Here is a 17,465-nt window from a genome sequence, read left to right as displayed (position 1 = left end):
TATCTTTGTACTATCTAAAAACGTTGGATGTTTAAATTTAAAAAGGATTCCGTGAAGTAAATAACCTTCGGCACTCGTCAAGGTTATCCCTCAATAATACTCAGGCATATTCTTGCTTGAGTTAAGCTTTTTTTTCTTATTTATCAACACTGATGTACATACAGAAAGATTCTCTGTAGTGCGTCATTATAAATTAAACATCATGAGTAACGAAAATAAGTCAATCTACGAATTTGATTTCAATTTAATCTGTGAGTATTATTCAAACCTGGAGCGTCAGGGTCCCGGCAGTCCAGAGGCAACGCTTAAGGCATTAGGGTTTATCGACAATCTGACCCCGCAATCACACATAGCCGACCTCGGATGTGGAACAGGCGGACAAACCATGACACTGGCACAGAACACTCCGGGAGAAATAACCGGACTTGATCTCTTTCCTGATTTTATTAAGATATTCAACCGGAATGCAGAAAGGGATAAACTCTCCAACAGAGTAAGAGGCATTGTTGGATCAATGGACAATCTCCCATTTGAAAATGAATCATTGGACTTAATTTGGTCGGAAGGGGCCATCTACAATATCGGGTACGAACGTGGATTGAACGAATGGAAAAAGTTTCTGAAAACAGGTGGCTACATAGCCGTATCGGAAGTATCCTGGTTTACAGATGAACGGCCACAGGAAATAAACGACTTTTGGATGGAGCATTACAGCGAAATAGATACCATTCCAAATAAGGTTGCCCAAATGCAAAAGGCTGGTTACATTCCAACGGCTATCTTTATACTTCCCGAAACCTGTTGGACAGATCATTTCTATGCTCCACAAGCCAAGGTGCAGGAGGAGTTCCTGAAAAAACATGCCGGGAACAAATCTGCAGAAAACTACGTCGGCTTTGAACGGTATGAAATGAATTTGTATTACCGGTATAAGGAGTACTACGGATATGTATTTTATATCGGTAAGAAGAGATAAGTTGAATACAAAAAAGATATTTCCCTATAGTTTCAAGATAATTAGAAACAAAAAGAAAAACTTTATTGTTTTTAATTAATAAATAATTGCCATGAAAATATTATTGACAGGTGCAACGGGATATATTGCTCAACGACTTCTACCTGTTTTAGTAGATGCCGGACATACTATTGTATGTTGCGTACGTGATGTAAAAAGATTTTATATTCACGATGATTGGACAGTACAAGTTACAAAAATAGAAGTAGATTTTTTAAAGCCTGAATCGTTAGCTAATATACCCTCAGACATAGATGTTGTATATTATCTTATACACTCAATGTCTACTTCATCAGGCGATTTCAGTGAAATGGAACAACGATCGGCTCAAAATTTCGTCAAGCGAATAGAAGGAACAAATGTCAAACAAATTATTTATCTGAGTGGGATTGTAAACGAAGCACATTTGTCGAAACATTTACAGTCTCGTAAAAATGTAGAAACAATACTTGCTAATTCTAGAGTTGCATTAACAACCTTGAGAGCTGGTATAATTGTAGGGTCGGGCAGTGCCTCTTTTGAAATAATGCGCGATTTGGTTGAAAAATTACCAATTATGATTGCTCCGCAATGGCTTAAAACTAAATGCCAACCCATAGCTATTCGGAATGTAATCGAATATTTATCGGCAACATTACTTCGTGACGAAACATATAACCAGAGCTATGATATTGGAGGTCCAGATGTATTGACTTTTAAAGAAATGCTACTCCAGTTTGGAGAAGTAAGAAATCTGAAACGACATATATTTATAGTACCTGTTATGACACCGAAGCTATCTTCTTATTGGTTGTACTTCGTAACATCAACCAACTTTTCGCTGGCTACGAACCTTGTAAAAAGCATGAAAGTAGAAGTAGTCTGCAAACCCAACAATCTCCCTCAACTATTTCCAATAAAGCTTATCAGTTACAAAGAAGCCATACAGTTAGCTTTTGACCGAACTGAACAAAATCAGGTATTATCGAGCTGGACAGATGCCTTAAGCAGCCAGGTGTTGGTAAATGGGATATCGGCACATATATCTGTTCCCACTAAAGGTTGTTTTAGTGATCAGAAAATAGTAAAATTAGATGAGCCTGACGCAGCGTTAGATAATATATTTGCTATTGGCGGAGATCGTGGTTGGTATTACGCCGACTGGCTATGGAATATTCGAGGCTTCCTTGACAAGATTGTTGGAGGTACAGGAATTAGACGTGGAAGAAAGAGTGATACTGAAATATTCGCGGGAGAAGCTTTAGACTTCTGGCGGGTGCTAGTCGCCGATAGAAACAAAAAGCGATTGCTGCTTTACGCTGAAATGAAACTACCGGGTGAAGCATGGTTGGAATTTAAAATAAATAGTGCGAATGAATTGATTCAAACAGCCACATTCCGTCCTTTAGGACTGTGGGGAAGGCTATATTGGTATTCGGTTCTACCATTTCATTTATTTATTTTTAAAGGGATGGCAAAAAATATTGCAACTAAGAAATATAATTGGATACAAAAAAAACCTACAAGTCAATGACTTGTAGGTTTCTATTCTGTTATTGCCTGGTTTTATCCAGACCTTTCAGCGGAGAGAGAGGGATTCGAACCCCCGGAACCTCTCAGTTCAACGGTTTTCAAGACCGCCGCGATCGACCACTCTGCCATCTCTCCTAATGGCATGCTGTTTGAATAATTTTCAATAGCGAGTGCAAAGGTAGTTCTTTTTTCCACACTGGCAAGGATTCATATTCTTTTTTTTGACTTATACCTAAAATTCTTTAATTCCACAGGATCGCTAAACGTTCTATACTTATTATTGTTACATTTGTAATAGTAATATTAACAGATGAAATTCGTCTTATATGAAAAAGTGGACAAACTTATTATTTATTTCATTTACTTTCCTGCTGGTTAGCTGTGTAATGAACGCAAAACCGGAATCAGGAGAGAATAAAACTGCAGCCAAGGGCGAAGTGATCGTTCTTGACAAAGCCAGTTTCCTGACTAAAGTTTATAATTACGAAAAGAATCAGAATGAATGGGTTTACGAAGGTGATAAACCTTGCATTATCGATTTTTACGCAGACTGGTGCGGTCCTTGCAAAAAGGTAGCTCCCATCTTGCACGACCTTGCGATTCTGTATAAAAACGACATCGTAGTCTATAAGATTAATGTAGATAATGAAAAAGAGTTAGCCCAAACATTTGGCATTCAAAGCATCCCTACCATCCTTTTTGTACCTGTTAAGGGAAAACCTCAAAAAGCAACGGGTGCTCTTCCTAGAGAAGAGTTTGTAAAACAAATAGACAGTTACTTGTTGGGTAAATAAGATTCCTGATGATTCACATAAAAAAAGCTGTAAAATATTTACAGCTTTTTTTATGAATTATTCATTTCTATCTTCGTCTGTTTGCGTAAGCTCGGTCAGTGTAAGTTCATGCTCTTCCCTAAATGCTTCTATCCTATACAAGCATCCCTTCACTTTACAATGCTCGCAATGTTTTGCATCGCAAGGATCCGAATGAATAGAAACCAATACCCTCCCCGAAAACTCTCTGGTAAGCAAAGCCTTTAGTTCATCACAGGCCTTATGACTTTCATTAATATTATAGAACCATGGCAAAGTAAGATCGCAATCTACAAAAAGCTGACTCCCATATTTGATCGTCTTCATATTATGTATATCAATCCAATCATCCTTCCGGTGCGTTGAAATGGCCTTCACCATGCTTTCAAGCACCTGCACATCGGCTTCATCCATCAGAGTCGCTACCGTTTTGCGAAGAATATTGACTCCGGTTATCACAATGATGGATCCAAAAATAAGGGCCAAAGCACTATCGATCCAGCTCAGTTTTGTAAAATAGAGCAACGTAAGCCCCAAGACCAGACCGATGGTAGAATAGGTATCGGATTGAAGGTGTTTACCTCCGGCTATTAAAGCGATGGAATTATGTTTGCGTCCTATCGAGATACTATACCAGCCCATCAGGTAATTGAATAATCCGCCAAGGGCAACAATTAAAATACCGATATCCAGTTTACTGATAAGTGTAGGCTCGTAAAGACGCTTAATGGCTTCGTAGATAATTAGCAAACCTGCCACCATGATAAGTATACCCTCTATTGATGCAGAGATAAGCTCTACTTTACCATGACCAAATGGATGCGACTTATCTTTGGGCTTGCTGGAAACGTACAGGCTGAAAAGACTGATAAATCCAGCTGTAACATTAACAATGCTTTCCATAGCATCGGTTAATATACCCACGGAATTAGTGAGGTAATAAGCCAGAAACTTCCCTACCAGAATTAATACAGACAATGAAACAATCCATCGCTGTGTTCTTTGTTTCAATAAATCTTCTTCCATTTTACTATTATTTCAGAAGCAATTACCTCTGGGCATCTCGAATGGATGCCTGCCATCAAGTAATCTCTTCAAGGCGGTAAATGTACGGTTTTCTTCTGATATTCAATTTTTAAACAATAAAAAAGAGGCTACCTTTCGGGTAACCTCTCTCTATTTGGCTTTACACAAATTATTCAGCGCTTTCTGCTGCCGGAGCTTCTGCTTCTGGAGCTTCTGCAGGGGCATTTGCTGCTGCTGCGGCGGCAGCTAATTCAGCTTTCTTCTGAGCTAAAGCTTCTGCTTTTGCCTTGTTCACCTCTTTTTCTGCTTCCAAACGAGCTTTAGCTGCCGCTCTGGCTGCTTCTCCATCTTTTTGTTTAGCAGTTTGTAATGAAGTGTTTTTGCTAGTTAACCAAGCCTGGAATTTAGATTCTGCAGCTGCTTCGTCAAAAGCACCCTTTTTAACACCTTCCAATAAGTGCTTTTTCAAGCATACTCCTTCGTTAGAAAGAATATTACGAGTAGTGTCTGTAGGTTGGGCACCTACCTGTAACCAATACAAAGCTCTTTCGAAATTCAAATCTATTGTAGCAGGATTAGTGTTCGGATTATAAGAACCTATCCTTTCAATAAACTTTCCATCACGTGGAGCCCTGCTGTCTGCGACTACGATTTGATAAAAGGCATAACCTTTACGACCGTGTCTTTGCAATCTGATTTTTGTTGCCATCTTTTTGAATAAATTATTAAAGCTGTTTGTATTAGCGGTGCAAAGATAGGCTCATTATTTTATTCTACCAAATAAAACGGCTATCTTTGCGCCTCATTTTAAAAGATTAATATGATTTCAGTTGACGGGCTTACAGTTGAATTTGGTGGTTCTACACTATTTGCAGATATATCCTTTGTTATTAATGAAAAAGATCGTATCGCCCTTATGGGTAAAAACGGAGCGGGAAAATCTACCCTGTTGAAAATTCTGGCTGGAGTGCGTGAGCCTTCCAGAGGAAAGATATCAGCTCCCAAAGATACGGTAATCGCCTATCTTCCACAGCATTTGATGACAGAAGACGGACGGACGGTTTTTGAAGAAACGGCTCAGGCTTTTTCTCATTTACATGAGATGGAGTCGGAAATTGAAGCTATCAACAAAGAGTTGGAAACCAGAACAGATTACGATTCGGAAGAGTATTACGCATTGATAGAAAGAGTGTCTGTACTCAGCGAAAAGTTTTATTCCATCGAAGAGACCAATTACGATGCTGATATAGAAAAGACTTTATTGGGATTAGGTTTTAAAAGAGAAGATTTCAATCGTCAAACGAGCGACTTCAGCGGTGGCTGGCGAATGAGAATTGAACTTGCCAAGCTTTTGCTTAAAAAGCCGGATGTAATTTTATTGGATGAGCCCACCAATCACCTGGATTTAGAGTCGATCCAATGGCTGGAAGATTTCCTTATCAACAGCGCAAAAGCCGTTGTATTGATTAGTCACGACCGGGCTTTTGTCGATCATATAACAACCCGCACCATTGAGGTGACCATGGGACGTATCTACGATTACAAAGTGAATTACTCATCTTATCTTAATTTACGTAAGGAGCGCAGGGAGCAGCAGCAGAAAGCCTTCGACGAACAACAAAAGTTTATTGCTGAAACAAAAGAGTTCATCGAGCGGTTTAAGGGTACTTATTCCAAAACACTCCAGGTTCAATCCAGGGTTAAGATGCTTGAGAAGCTTGAATTGCTTGAAGTGGACGAAGAGGATACATCGGCTTTGCGCCTTAAATTTCCGCCTTCTCCCCGTTCGGGAAATTATCCTGTCATTATAGAGAACCTTTCAAAAAGCTATGGCGATCATACGGTGTTTAAAAACGCCAACGTCACTATTGAACGTGGTGATAAGATTGCTTTCGTCGGCAAAAACGGCGAGGGGAAATCTACGCTAGTTAAATGTATAATGAAAGAGATTGGCTACGATGGTACGCTAACTTTGGGACACAACGTGATGATCGGTTATTTTGCCCAGAACCAGGCTTCGTTGCTTGACGAGAATTTAACGGTTTTCCAAACCATAGACGATGTAGCTATAGGTGATATACGTAACAAGATCCGGGATCTGCTGGGGGCGTTCATGTTTGGTGGAGAAAGCTCCACCAAGAAAGTCAAAGTACTCTCAGGAGGAGAACGAACCCGTCTGGCCATGATAAAGCTACTGTTGGAGCCGGTGAATCTGCTTATTCTGGATGAGCCCACCAATCACCTGGATATGAAGACGAAAGATATCCTGAAAAGTGCGTTGAAGGATTTCGACGGGACTTTGATTGTTGTATCGCACGACCGTGACTTCCTGGATGGACTTGTAACCAAGGTGTACGAGTTCGGCAACAAAAAAGTTACCGAACATCTGGAGGGTATTTACGAGTTCTTACAGCGGAAGAAACTTGAAAACCTGCAGGAACTTGAACGAAAAAACTAAATTCGCATACCCAGACTCAACATTACATCGTATGTAGAATAAGTAACATCCTGATGATATCTGTAATCCGTTTTTCGTGAAAAGTAACGATTGGTGATACTCAGGTTCCATTTTTTCTTTGAGTAGTAAATAAGTTTAGAACTAAATACCGTTAAACGTGCATCGCTTTTATCGCCTTGCACGTTTAATGTTTCCGGATCCACAGTCGACCAGTCTACATCCGTATCATATCCTTTCCATGTATAAATATGATAATTTTCCAGGTTTAGCAAAAAAGACCATTGCTTCTGATAAGTAACCCCTGCCGAGAACTTAAAGCTGTAACCGCTTCCCATATTATAATCTCGGTCATCAACCTTCAAATAATCGGAAACACTGGCTCCTAAAGCAATACCATTGAGATAAAGCTCTGCATAGGAGTCAACTTTATCATTTTCGTCGGCCGATTGCTTAAATAGAAGTCCCCCTCCGAAAGCAACTGCCTCCGAAATACGATAAGGAACTACCTCCCTCGAACTTCCATCCGGCAACTGAGAATCGTAATAGTCGAAATGTTGAAATATCCCGGTGGTAAGTCCTCTGTTACCCTTGGTCCAGATTGTTTTTCCCCATAAGGCACCTATGGCATTCACCTGATTAATCATGGGTTGGTCTGATATGAAATCTAATCCGGCTCTTAATTGAAACCATTCATAAGGAGAATAGAAATCGTCATTAAAGGGATCGCCGTAATCCAAACGCATACCTAAATGCATCCCGATAGTTCCTTTACTGGATGCTTCCTGCTCTGCAAGGAAACGAGGTCCCATATTTAGCTCGAATGTAACCGGAACCGATCGGAACGACCGTCCTTTGGATGCCCTGTATCTCCATGAATCACCTGTAATAAGACGGTTAATTCCCCTAATGGGTGAAATAATCCCTGTTAGAATCTCGCGTCCTACACGTTCAGCGCCAGTGGTACGGTCATCTATAAATAAATCAGAAAGCCGAAAGGTGATTTCTCCCAAAACCGCACCTCCGAAGGTGGTGGACATCAAGTCATTTATAGACGGATATTCGTTCTCCATAAAGAACTCCCACATAAAACTTCCGGCTGCATTATAGGGTACCGACTGCCAGAAATTTAATCCGTTGCTTCGGGCAGCATTAAAGTAAAGAGATCCGTGATAAGGATGTGCAACCAGATTGGTTGAAAACATATCCGTATCCCACACAGGCCCCTTCCTGAAGTTATCTTTTATAGTATTGAAATTGATATATGCAAAATCGACTTTTGCCACATAACGGTCAATCCCCCATATCAACATATTAACGCCAAAGGCCTCAGATGCTGCAAGCCAGGGCCTTTTAGGCAAAATCCGTATGGAATCGCTTTCATATTTTCTTGCATCTATTTGCGGAAAGTTTTGAGAATGGATGCCTTGCTCCACACCTATTAACAATAAAAACAAAATCAGGTATTTATTCATCACTCTATTATATTTACACATCTATTTTCCTGAAGTGTATATTAATAATTTGTCCAAAGGGCTAATTCGCGTGCAAAGTTATATTATTATAACATAATCAGACTCGTTTAGTTTAAATCAAATATGGACTAAAACTTAACAAATAAAGGTCGGCTTCCTATTAATTGCACTTCTGGAGTTAACTATGTACAAGAAATCGGTCAAAACAATTTGTTTTTGCTATCTTTCACCCTATTTACGTATAAATTATAATTAATTTTGCACGCAAAACACAAAACACAATGATAGATTTTATTACACTTTGCGATTATTCCGGCACATTTGCCTTCGCTATAAGCGGAATAAGGCTGGCTTCTGCCAAACAATTTGACTGGTTCGGCGCCTATGTAATCGGACTGGTTACGGCTGTTGGCGGTGGTACTCTCCGCGATTTACTCCTTAACGCTACTCCATTTTGGATGGAGCAGGCCTCCTATTTAACTGTTTCCGGACTGGCCTTATTGTTTGTTATCATATTTAAGAAGTTCGTAATCAGGCTCAATAACACGTTCTTTATTTTCGATGCCATCGGATTGGGCCTTTTTGCCGTGGTTGGTATTGTTAAAACCCTTGAGTTCGGATTTCCGATGTGGGTAGCCATTGTGATGGGAACCATAACCGGATCCTTTGGAGGAATGTTGCGGGATACATTAATAAATGAGGTCCCACTGATCTTTAGAAAAGATATCTATGCTTTAGCATGCGTATTTGGTGGATTCATCTACTATTTGTGTACATTTACCGGTATGTCTTCATCCATTATACAGTTTATTACGGCTGTAAGTGTATTTTTAATTCGTGTAATTGCCGTAAAATATCATGTAAGTGTACCAGTATTAAAAGGGGAAGAAAGTTAATTGAGAAAAAATAGTATCTTTGTGAGTAATTTATTCCAAGCTTCATAAAATGAATACGCAGCAAGAAAACGCATCCATCCTGCTTATATATACGGGAGGAACCATCGGGATGATTGAAAACTCTGAAACAGGAGTTCTTGAATCCTTTAATTTTCAGCACCTCAAAGAGCATATGCCCGAACTTAAAAAGCTTGGCTATGGCGTTTCCACCATCCAATTCGACCCACCTATGGACTCGTCAGAGATGGGACCTGAATCATGGACCAAGATTGTGAAGATTATTGCGGATAATTACAATACCTACGATGGATTTGTTGTCCTTCACGGAACAGACACCATGTCGTTTACAGCTTCAGCACTCAGCTTTATGCTCGAAAATCTGAGCAAACCGGTAATACTGACCGGCTCTCAGCTTCCGATCGGCATGTTGCGTACGGATGGAAAAGAAAATCTGATAACAGCTATTGAAATAGCTGCCGCTAAAGAAAACGGCCAGCCTATCGTTCCCGAAGTATGCATCTTCTTTGAAAACGACTTGATGAGAGGCAACCGTACCAGCAAAATAAATGCGGATCATTTCAATGCCTTCCGGTCTTATAATTATCCGGTTTTAGCCCATGCAGGTATTTATATAAAATACGACGACCGACAGATATACCATTCGGTATCCAGAAAGCCCTTGAAGCCACATTATCTGTTGGACAGAAATGTAGCCATTTTAAAACTCTTCCCCGGCATATCACCTCTGGTGATTGAAAGTATCCTGAATATTCCGGGTATTAAAGGAATTGTTATGGAAACTTTCGGCAGCGGAAATGCACCTAGTCAGGAGTGGTTTCTTAACATGCTGAAAGATGCGGTAGACAGAGGAATTGTAATTGTAAATATAACTCAATGCAGTGCAGGTAGTGTAGAGATGCACCGCTACGAAACCGGACATAAACTTCTGGAAGCGGGAGTGATAAGCGGATTCGACAGTACTACAGAAAGTGCCGTAGCCAAACTGATGTTTTTATTTGGACACGGTCTTTCGCCCGAAGAGGTGAAAGAACACATGAATTGTTCACTTATAGGCGAAATCAGCATCCCGGAAACGTTACGCTGATTTTTAAATTGATTAAAGAGAGGCGGTGATGCATAATAATATGAAACGAGCAAGTATGAAATTACTTATGCCTGCCATGCCTTCCTTATTAAAATTTTATTCGTATGAAATTATCCTTTTTTAGTTTGGCAAGTGGAAGCAGCGGCAACTGCTATTACCTTGGGACACCTGATTTCGGGATTCTTATTGATGCCGGAATCAGCTTCAGGACAATCAAGAAAGTACTCAAAGACAACAATATAGATATATCAAAGATAGCCGCAGTACTTGTAACGCACGATCACGCTGATCATATCAAAACAGTTGGATACCTGGGTGAGAAAATGTATCTCCCCATATACTCTACTGCTGATGTGCACCGCGGAATAGACAATAGCCGCTATGTAGAAGAAACATTAAACGGATCCAGAAGAATCATCCAGAAAGAGGTACCCTTCATGATACGGGATTTCTCTATTGTAGCTTTTGAAGTTCCGCATGACAGTACAGATAATGTTGGTTATCATATCTGTTATAAGGATCATAAGTTTACTTTCGCCACCGATGTCGGCCATATAACAGATACTGTAAAAAAATACATGTCGATGGCCAACCACCTTATAATTGAGGCAAATTACGACGAGGAGATGTTGAAATTCGGCACCTACCCTGCCTTTTTAAAAGAAAGGGTTTCCAGTCCGACCGGGCATCTGAGCAACCGCGAGGCAGCAGAGTTTCTTGCAACCAATTACACGCCCGATTTAAAAGATATCTGGCTATGTCATTTAAGCAGAGACAACAACCATCCGGAATTGGCATGTAAAACCATCAATATCAGGCTTTTTCAGGAAGGGATACGAGTAGGAAAAGATGTAACACTCACGGCTCTTAAACGAACCACCCCTTCAGAAATATTCGAATTTGATTGAATTAGCGGGAAAAAAGTTTGGCAGTAAAATAAAATCCAGTATCTTTGCACCCGCAATCAAAACAAAAAGATAGTATATATCTGTAAGACTCGGTAGCTCAGCTGGTAGAGCAATTGACTCTTAATCAATGGGTCGAGGGTTCGAGCCCCTCCCGGGTCACTAAAAGATAATACTACATTATGTCGATTTCACACATACACCAACAACGTTGACTCGGTAGCTCAGTTGGTAGAGCAATTGACTCTTAATCAATGGGTCGAGGGTTCGAGCCCCTCCCGGGTCACTAAAGGCAGTTATTTCATAATAACTGCCTTTTTTTTATATTCATGCCTTGTTAGTTGCCAAATCTTCTTAATTTTGCCCCAAACTAAATCGAGAAGACATGAAAACACTTTTACTTACTGGCTTGGTAGCAGGAACAGCTTTTTCGCCTCAGCTTACAACTGCCAGCAACAAAAAAACGGATAAAAATAAACGCCCCAACGTTGTATTCATTATTGCGGACGACCTGGGCTATGGAGACCTGAGTTGTTACGGTCAGGAAAAATTCAAAACGCCCAATATCGACAAGCTTGCTCAGGAAGGGCTACGCTTCACCCAATGTTACTCGGGAACAACCGTAAGTGCCCCCTCCCGCTCCAGTCTGATAACCGGTCTGCATACCGGTCATACCCCAATCCGGGGAAACAAGGAGGTTCAGCCCGAAGGTCAATTTGCTTTACCTGCAGGAACCCAGACACTCTTTTCCATATTTAAACAAGCAGGATATACAACAGGAGCGTTTGGAAAGTGGGGATTAGGCTCTCCCGGTTCTGAAGGAGATCCCAATAAGCAGGGGGTGGATAATTTCTATGGATTCAATTGCCAGCTGTTGGCACACAATTACTATGCCGACCATCTTTGGGAAAACGACAAGCGTATTGAGCTTCCGGGTAATTACAATGGAGGCTACGGTTCGTACACCCAAGACCTGATACAGGACAAGGCCCTCGAATTTATTGAGAAAAACAAGGATGAAAACTTCTTCCTGTTTCTTCCCTATGTACTGCCTCACGCAGAATTAATCGTACCGGAAGACAGTATCATTCAAAAATTCAGAGGGATGTATCCCGAAACACCCTATAAAGGCATTGATAGCGGAGCCGCTTTCCGTAAAGGCGGATACTGTTCGCAGGTATATCCAAGAGCAACCTTCGCTGCCATGGTCTACCGTTTGGATGTATACGTTGGTCAGGTTGTCTCCAAATTAAAAGAACTTGGCTTGTACGAAAATACGATGATTGTATTCACCAGTGATAACGGCCCGCACAAAGAAGGAGGGGCCGATCCTGATTTTTTCAACGGGAACGGAATCTATCGGGGACACAAACGAGACTTGTATGAAGGAGGTATCCGGGTACCCTTTATCGCAGTTTGGCCCGGATCAATTGCTCAGGGTAAAGAAACACCGTTTATGTGTTCGTTTTGGGATATGATGCCCACTTTTGCCCAGATAACCGGACAAAAAACAAAAGAAGGTGATGGCCTAAGTATTCTGCCTACACTTACAGGGAAGGGAAAACAAGAGGAGCATCAATCTCTTTATTTTGAGTTTCAGGAAGAGGGAGGCAAACAGGCCATTCGCAAAGGAGACTGGAAACTGATCCGTTTTAAAGCGAACAACGAAGCTGCCAGTTACTATGAATTATATAACATTGCTGCCGATCCGCAAGAAATACATAACGTGGCTACCAACCATCCGGAAATGGTTTCCGCACTAAAGCAGCTAATGCTTGCATCGCATGTGGACGATCCCAACTGGCCATTGTATCAAAAAAGATAACGAACAAAGAGTGTAGCCCTGTTGTTTTACAAAATAAAAAGTCTGTAGTCATGCATAAAATACGTATTGCCTTTTCAGGAATTGGAGGAGTTGGAGGATATTACGGCGGAAAACTTGCCCGTTACTACCATAATTCGGATGTTGCCGACATCTTTTTTATTGCCCGTAACGAACATTTGGATGCCATCCGGCAAAACGGCCTTAAGGTTGAAGAGCCTACTGAAAACTTTACGGCATTTCCAACACTTGCTACCGACCAGCCATTACATATCGGGGTGGTAGATTATCTTTTTCTTTGCACTAAAAGCTACGATCTGGAGGCTAACATACAACAATTAAAACCTCTTATCGGGGAACAGACGGTGATTATCCCATTGCTTAATGGAGCTAATATATCAGAACAAATACAACGCATCCTGCCATCAAACGAAGTATGGCAGGGATGCGTGTATATCGTTTCCCGCAGATCGGAACCCGGAAAGATCTGTAAGTATTCTGAAAACGATCAATTCTATTTCGGGAGCTTGTCCGGAAATAAAGAAAAACAAGTCCGGTTATTATCTCTTCTGACTGCTGCAGGGATCAATGCGTTTAATCCGGAGAATATCACCGATCGGATCTGGAAAAAATTCTTTCGCATCTCTACCGCTGCAACCCTCACTTCGTACTACAATCTTCCGATCGGCAAGGTTCTCGACCTTCACACGGACGATCTGTTGGCTTTAGCCGACGAATTTATTGCAGTAGCTACTGCCATGGGTATCTCTTTCCCTCCAAACAGCCGGGATGAAATAATTGAAGGACAACGAAAAATGCCTTACAATTCTACTACGTCCATGCATTCCGACTTTCTTAAAGGTGCTCAAACCGAATTAGAGTCTATTACCGGCTATATTGTGCAATGTGCGAAAGATCTTAACATAGAGGTGCCCTGTTATCTCAGAATGTATAACGAACTCAAAACAAATTATACAAATATTTACAATAACCCCAACAATTAACCTCACCATATCTTATTTATTTTCAAAACATTACCTGAAGTTATTAAAAATAATTTCAGCAACCCCTGCGTTTAAAAAAACTAAACAATAGTAATTTATGTTATAATAAAAGATGAAGAAACGACGCGCTGATAACTTAACAAAAAAACAAATACAATTAGTCAGGAACACATTTACTATTTATAAATCACTATAAGCCTTATTATTCAGAAAAAGAGAAATTATCAACTATTTACTAATTAAATCATCTGTTATGTTAAATTTCATTAAACAAATCGGTTTGATTTTGCTTTTTGCCCTGCTAAGCTCCTCGGGCTCAATATATGCGGCAAATGAAGCTGAAAATGGAAATGCTGGAATTCCACAACAAAATCAAAGAGTAAGGGGAAAAATCCAGGATGCAATGGGGCCAATCGCAGGAGCCTCTGTAGCAATTAAAGGTACAACCATAGGGACCATCAGTGATATAGATGGAAATTTCTCCCTGGAAATCAGCAACGGACAAACTATTCAGATTTCCTTTATCGGTTATACAACGCAAGAAATACGTTATACCGGACAATCTTCTATCAACGTTACGTTGGTTGAAGACACCAAAGTAATTGAAGAAGTTGTTGTAACCGCTTTAGGTATTAAACGTGAAAAGAAAGCACTGGGATATGCAACTCAGGAGCTTAAAGGAGATGCACTGATTGAAGCCAGAGAAAATAACCTGGCCAACGCGTTGTCCGGTAAAGTTTCCGGACTACAGGTAGTACGCTCCAGCAACGGTCCTGGCGGATCATCTAAAATTGTACTTCGCGGTAACAGCTCACTTACGGGTTCCAATCAACCGCTTATCGTTATCGACGGGGTGCCGATGGATAACTTTACCGGTGGTGTAGCCGACGTATGGGGTAATGAAGGTCCGGATATGGGTAACGGTCTTGGGGATATAAATCCGGAGGACATCGAATCCATGAACGTACTGAAAGGTGCTTCGGCAGCTGCATTGTACGGATCTCGCGCTGGTAACGGTGTAATCTTGATTACCACCAAGTCCGGAAAGAAACAGACAGGATTGGGAATTACGGTAAATGCGGGAGTATCAACCGAGAGTATTTTCCTGAAACCGGAACTACAGAATAACTTCGGACAAGGTTCGACCAACATTTACGATGTTAAATCAAGAGCAAGCTGGGGTCCGTTGGCAGACGGCTCACAAACGGTGGAAAGATGGGACGGACAATCGGCTCCTTTAAAGACATTCGATAATATCGGCAATTACTTCAATACCGGGACTTCCTTTAATGAAGGGATCTCTTTTCAACAAAGTTTTGAAGGTACTTCAGTCTTCGCATCTATAAACAGATCGGACGACAAAAGTATCGTTCCGGGTGCCGAACTTGATAAGACCTCTTTAAATTTGAGAGGAACGACCGAATTCGGTTCAAAGAAGCAATGGAAGCTGGACGGTAAAGTAAACTACATCAATAACAATGCTAAAAACCGCCCGATACAGGGTATAAACCAATCCAACGCATTTAGTACGATTTACCTGTTGCCAAGATCGTTGGATATTACATTGCTGGAAAGATCAGTCAACGAAGATGGTAAAATGATCTGGTGGGATACCGAGCAGACTCCACAGGAAAACCCCTATTGGGTTTCTAAATACAGGACCAACCAGGACACACGTAATCGCTTACTGGGAAGCATGTCTCTTTCGTATCAGATAACCGACTGGTGGGGACTTGAACTGAGGGGTGGTACCGACTATTACACCACTACCACAACAGGTAAACTGTATGCCGGAGGTAATGTAAGGCCTAAAGGATATTATTCCGAAGCATCCGAAACATTCTTCGAAAACAACTACAGTTTTCTTTCTACCTTTAAAAAGGATAATCTGATCGACAAATTTGGAGGTTTTATTACCGTTGGAGGTAACCTGATGACACAAAACAGGAAAAAGATGTCGATCAACACAGGCGACTTGTTGATACCTAACCTCTTCTCAATTAACAATAGCGTAGATAAGATGAGTGTATCTGTCGATGCATCGGAAGTACGCCGGAAAATGAACTCTCTTTACGGTTCATTGCAAATGAACTGGGATGGTTGGTTGTTTATGGACGTAACCGGACGTAACGACTGGTCGTCTACCATGAGCAAAGAGAATCGTTCTTACTTCTATCCATCCGTTAGCTTATCGGCCGTAATTTCAGATATGATCGACAAAAACGGAGGAAGCATGCCTGAATGGCTGACCTTCACCAAAGTAAGAGCCTCCTATGCAGAAGTTGGTAACGACTTGGATCCATATCAATTATACACAGTATATACCATGGGGAAAGATCCGAATGGTAACCCAACCGCAGCACCAGGTAGTACATTGTACGATCCAACCGTACGAAGCGAGTTAATCAAATCTTGGGAAGCTGGTGTCGACCTTAAATTCTTCAACAACCGACTGGGTATCGATGCTGCATGGTATAAATCCAATGCGACCAGACAATTATTTAATCTTCCGATGGACCCGTTCTCCGGATATTCAGACCGCAAGATCAATGCGGGTAACATCCAGAACTCGGGTGTGGAATTAATGCTTTACGGTGGTATTCTGCAGAACCCTAAGGGCCTCAACTGGGATATAACGGTAAATGCCTCCTTAAACCGGAATAAAATTATCGATCTGTACGAAGGTGTAAACGAATATGGATTACGCACCTTCGATGATGTTAAAATTGTTGCCCGCACAGGCAGTTATTACGGTGACATTTACGGAAAGAAGTTCCAACGTGTTGAAACTGGCGAACATGCAGGTAAAGTAATTGTAGATGCACAAGGTTTACCATTGCTTACATCCGATCAGTACGAGCTGGGAAATCAGCAACCCGACTTCTTATTAGGTATCACCAACAGCTTCAGCTATAAGAATATATCGCTAAGCTTCCTGATTGATGCAAGAATTGGGGGAGAAATCTTCTCTGCTACTACGGCTAACCTGTACCGAATGGGTAATGCAGCCGGAACGGTGGCAAATGGGAAACGGGATGAATTTGTTGTTCCTAACACGGTTATTGCCAACTCAGATGGAAGTTACACAGCTAATAACAAATCAACTACGCAACAATTATATTGGGAGCGTGTAGCCGGTAGCGGCAACGTGGGACTTGGCGAAGCGTTTACATACGATGCAACCAATATCCGTCTGCGTAACATCACCATTGGCTATGATTTCGACAAGAAACTACTTTCCAAAACAGCCCTGCAAAGGTTACGTTTGTCGCTCACTGCAAACAACGTATGGATGATCAAGTATCACCTTGAAGGAATAGATCCGGAATCGGTTACTGCCACCAACACCAATGCTACAGGCTTTGAATACGGAGCAGCACCTACTTCTCGCACATTTACTTTTAATGTTACAGTTGGTTTCTAAAATAGAAGGAAAAA

At 41.1% G+C, this 17,465-nt stretch carries 13 protein-coding genes and 3 tRNA genes; 12 read left to right on the top strand and 4 right to left on the bottom strand.

What is annotated here, in order from left to right:
* The first annotated feature begins 202 nt into the window (after positions 1-202).
* Entirely contained in the window at positions 203-976 is a 774-nt protein-coding gene (locus F5613_RS06270) for a class I SAM-dependent methyltransferase (protein ID WP_179399123.1), read from the top strand.
* A gap of 91 nt (positions 977-1,067) precedes the next feature.
* On the top strand, positions 1,068-2,528 hold the full coding sequence (locus F5613_RS06265) for an SDR family oxidoreductase (protein ID WP_179399122.1): 1,461 nt from the start codon (positions 1,068-1,070) through the stop codon (positions 2,526-2,528).
* Between the two features lie 49 nt (positions 2,529-2,577).
* Here the strand turns inward: F5613_RS06265 and F5613_RS06260 are convergent.
* Positions 2,578-2,662 (bottom strand) — tRNA-Ser (locus F5613_RS06260).
* Positions 2,663-2,853: 191 nt separating this feature from the next.
* Here F5613_RS06260 and trxA point away from each other — a divergent pair.
* Entirely contained in the window at positions 2,854-3,321 is a 468-nt protein-coding gene (gene trxA / locus F5613_RS06255) for a thioredoxin (protein ID WP_179399121.1), read from the top strand.
* 57 nt (positions 3,322-3,378) lie between these two features.
* Here the strand turns inward: trxA and F5613_RS06250 are convergent, their stop codons facing one another.
* Positions 3,379-4,365 carry a cation diffusion facilitator family transporter gene (locus F5613_RS06250; RefSeq protein ID WP_179399120.1) on the bottom strand — a complete coding sequence of 329 codons (987 nt, stop codon included), beginning with the start codon at positions 4,363-4,365 and terminating at the stop codon, positions 3,379-3,381.
* A gap of 169 nt (positions 4,366-4,534) precedes the next feature.
* Complete coding sequence (locus F5613_RS06245) at positions 4,535-5,074, bottom strand: 30S ribosomal protein S16 (RefSeq protein ID WP_079683682.1); 540 nt, start codon at positions 5,072-5,074, stop codon at positions 4,535-4,537.
* 111 nt (positions 5,075-5,185) lie between these two features.
* Between F5613_RS06245 and F5613_RS06240 the strand changes: the two genes are divergently transcribed.
* Positions 5,186-6,823, top strand: coding sequence for an ABC-F family ATP-binding cassette domain-containing protein (locus tag F5613_RS06240; RefSeq protein WP_179399119.1), 1,638 nt, complete (start codon positions 5,186-5,188; stop codon positions 6,821-6,823).
* Here the strand turns inward: F5613_RS06240 and F5613_RS06235 are convergent.
* Entirely contained in the window at positions 6,820-8,295 is a 1,476-nt protein-coding gene (locus F5613_RS06235) for a DUF3943 domain-containing protein (protein WP_179399118.1), read from the bottom strand. The genes F5613_RS06240 and F5613_RS06235 overlap by 4 nt on opposite strands.
* A 281-nt stretch (positions 8,296-8,576) precedes the next feature.
* Between F5613_RS06235 and F5613_RS06230 the strand changes: the two genes are divergently transcribed.
* The 8 genes from F5613_RS06230 to F5613_RS06195 all read left to right on the top strand — a co-directional run bounded on the left by F5613_RS06230 (position 8,577) and on the right by F5613_RS06195 (position 17,451).
* Positions 8,577-9,191, top strand: a complete 615-nt coding sequence (locus F5613_RS06230; protein ID WP_079683679.1) for a trimeric intracellular cation channel family protein — start codon at positions 8,577-8,579, stop codon at positions 9,189-9,191.
* A 49-nt stretch (positions 9,192-9,240) separates the two neighbouring features.
* The gene (locus tag F5613_RS06225) at positions 9,241-10,296 is read left to right on the top strand and encodes an asparaginase (RefSeq protein ID WP_079683678.1); all 1,056 of its coding nucleotides are present in this window, start codon (positions 9,241-9,243) and stop codon (positions 10,294-10,296) included.
* 104 nt (positions 10,297-10,400) lie between these two features.
* On the top strand, positions 10,401-11,204 hold the full coding sequence (locus F5613_RS06220; protein WP_079683677.1) for an MBL fold metallo-hydrolase: 804 nt from the start codon (positions 10,401-10,403) through the stop codon (positions 11,202-11,204).
* Between the two features lie 86 nt (positions 11,205-11,290).
* Positions 11,291-11,363, top strand: a tRNA-Lys gene (locus tag F5613_RS06215).
* A gap of 51 nt (positions 11,364-11,414) precedes the next feature.
* Positions 11,415-11,487: transfer RNA gene (locus F5613_RS06210), tRNA-Lys, on the top strand.
* Positions 11,488-11,586: 99 nt separating this feature from the next.
* Entirely contained in the window at positions 11,587-13,026 is a 1,440-nt protein-coding gene (locus tag F5613_RS06205) for an arylsulfatase (protein WP_179399117.1), read from the top strand.
* A gap of 50 nt (positions 13,027-13,076) precedes the next feature.
* A complete protein-coding gene (locus tag F5613_RS06200) occupies positions 13,077-14,027 on the top strand; it encodes a ketopantoate reductase family protein (RefSeq protein ID WP_179399116.1) in 951 nt (316 codons plus the stop codon).
* 253 nt (positions 14,028-14,280) lie between these two features.
* Positions 14,281-17,451: a SusC/RagA family TonB-linked outer membrane protein gene (locus F5613_RS06195; protein ID WP_179399115.1), complete on the top strand. Its 3,171-nt coding sequence runs from the start codon at positions 14,281-14,283 to the stop codon at positions 17,449-17,451.
* The last annotated feature ends 14 nt before the right edge of the window (positions 17,452-17,465 follow it).

It is taken from the genome of Macellibacteroides fermentans, from assembly GCF_013409575.1.
GTDB lineage: Bacteria > Bacteroidota > Bacteroidia > Bacteroidales > Tannerellaceae > Macellibacteroides > Macellibacteroides fermentans.
Note: the sequence above shows the minus strand (reverse complement) of the source record. Positions and strands in the feature narration are given on the sequence as shown.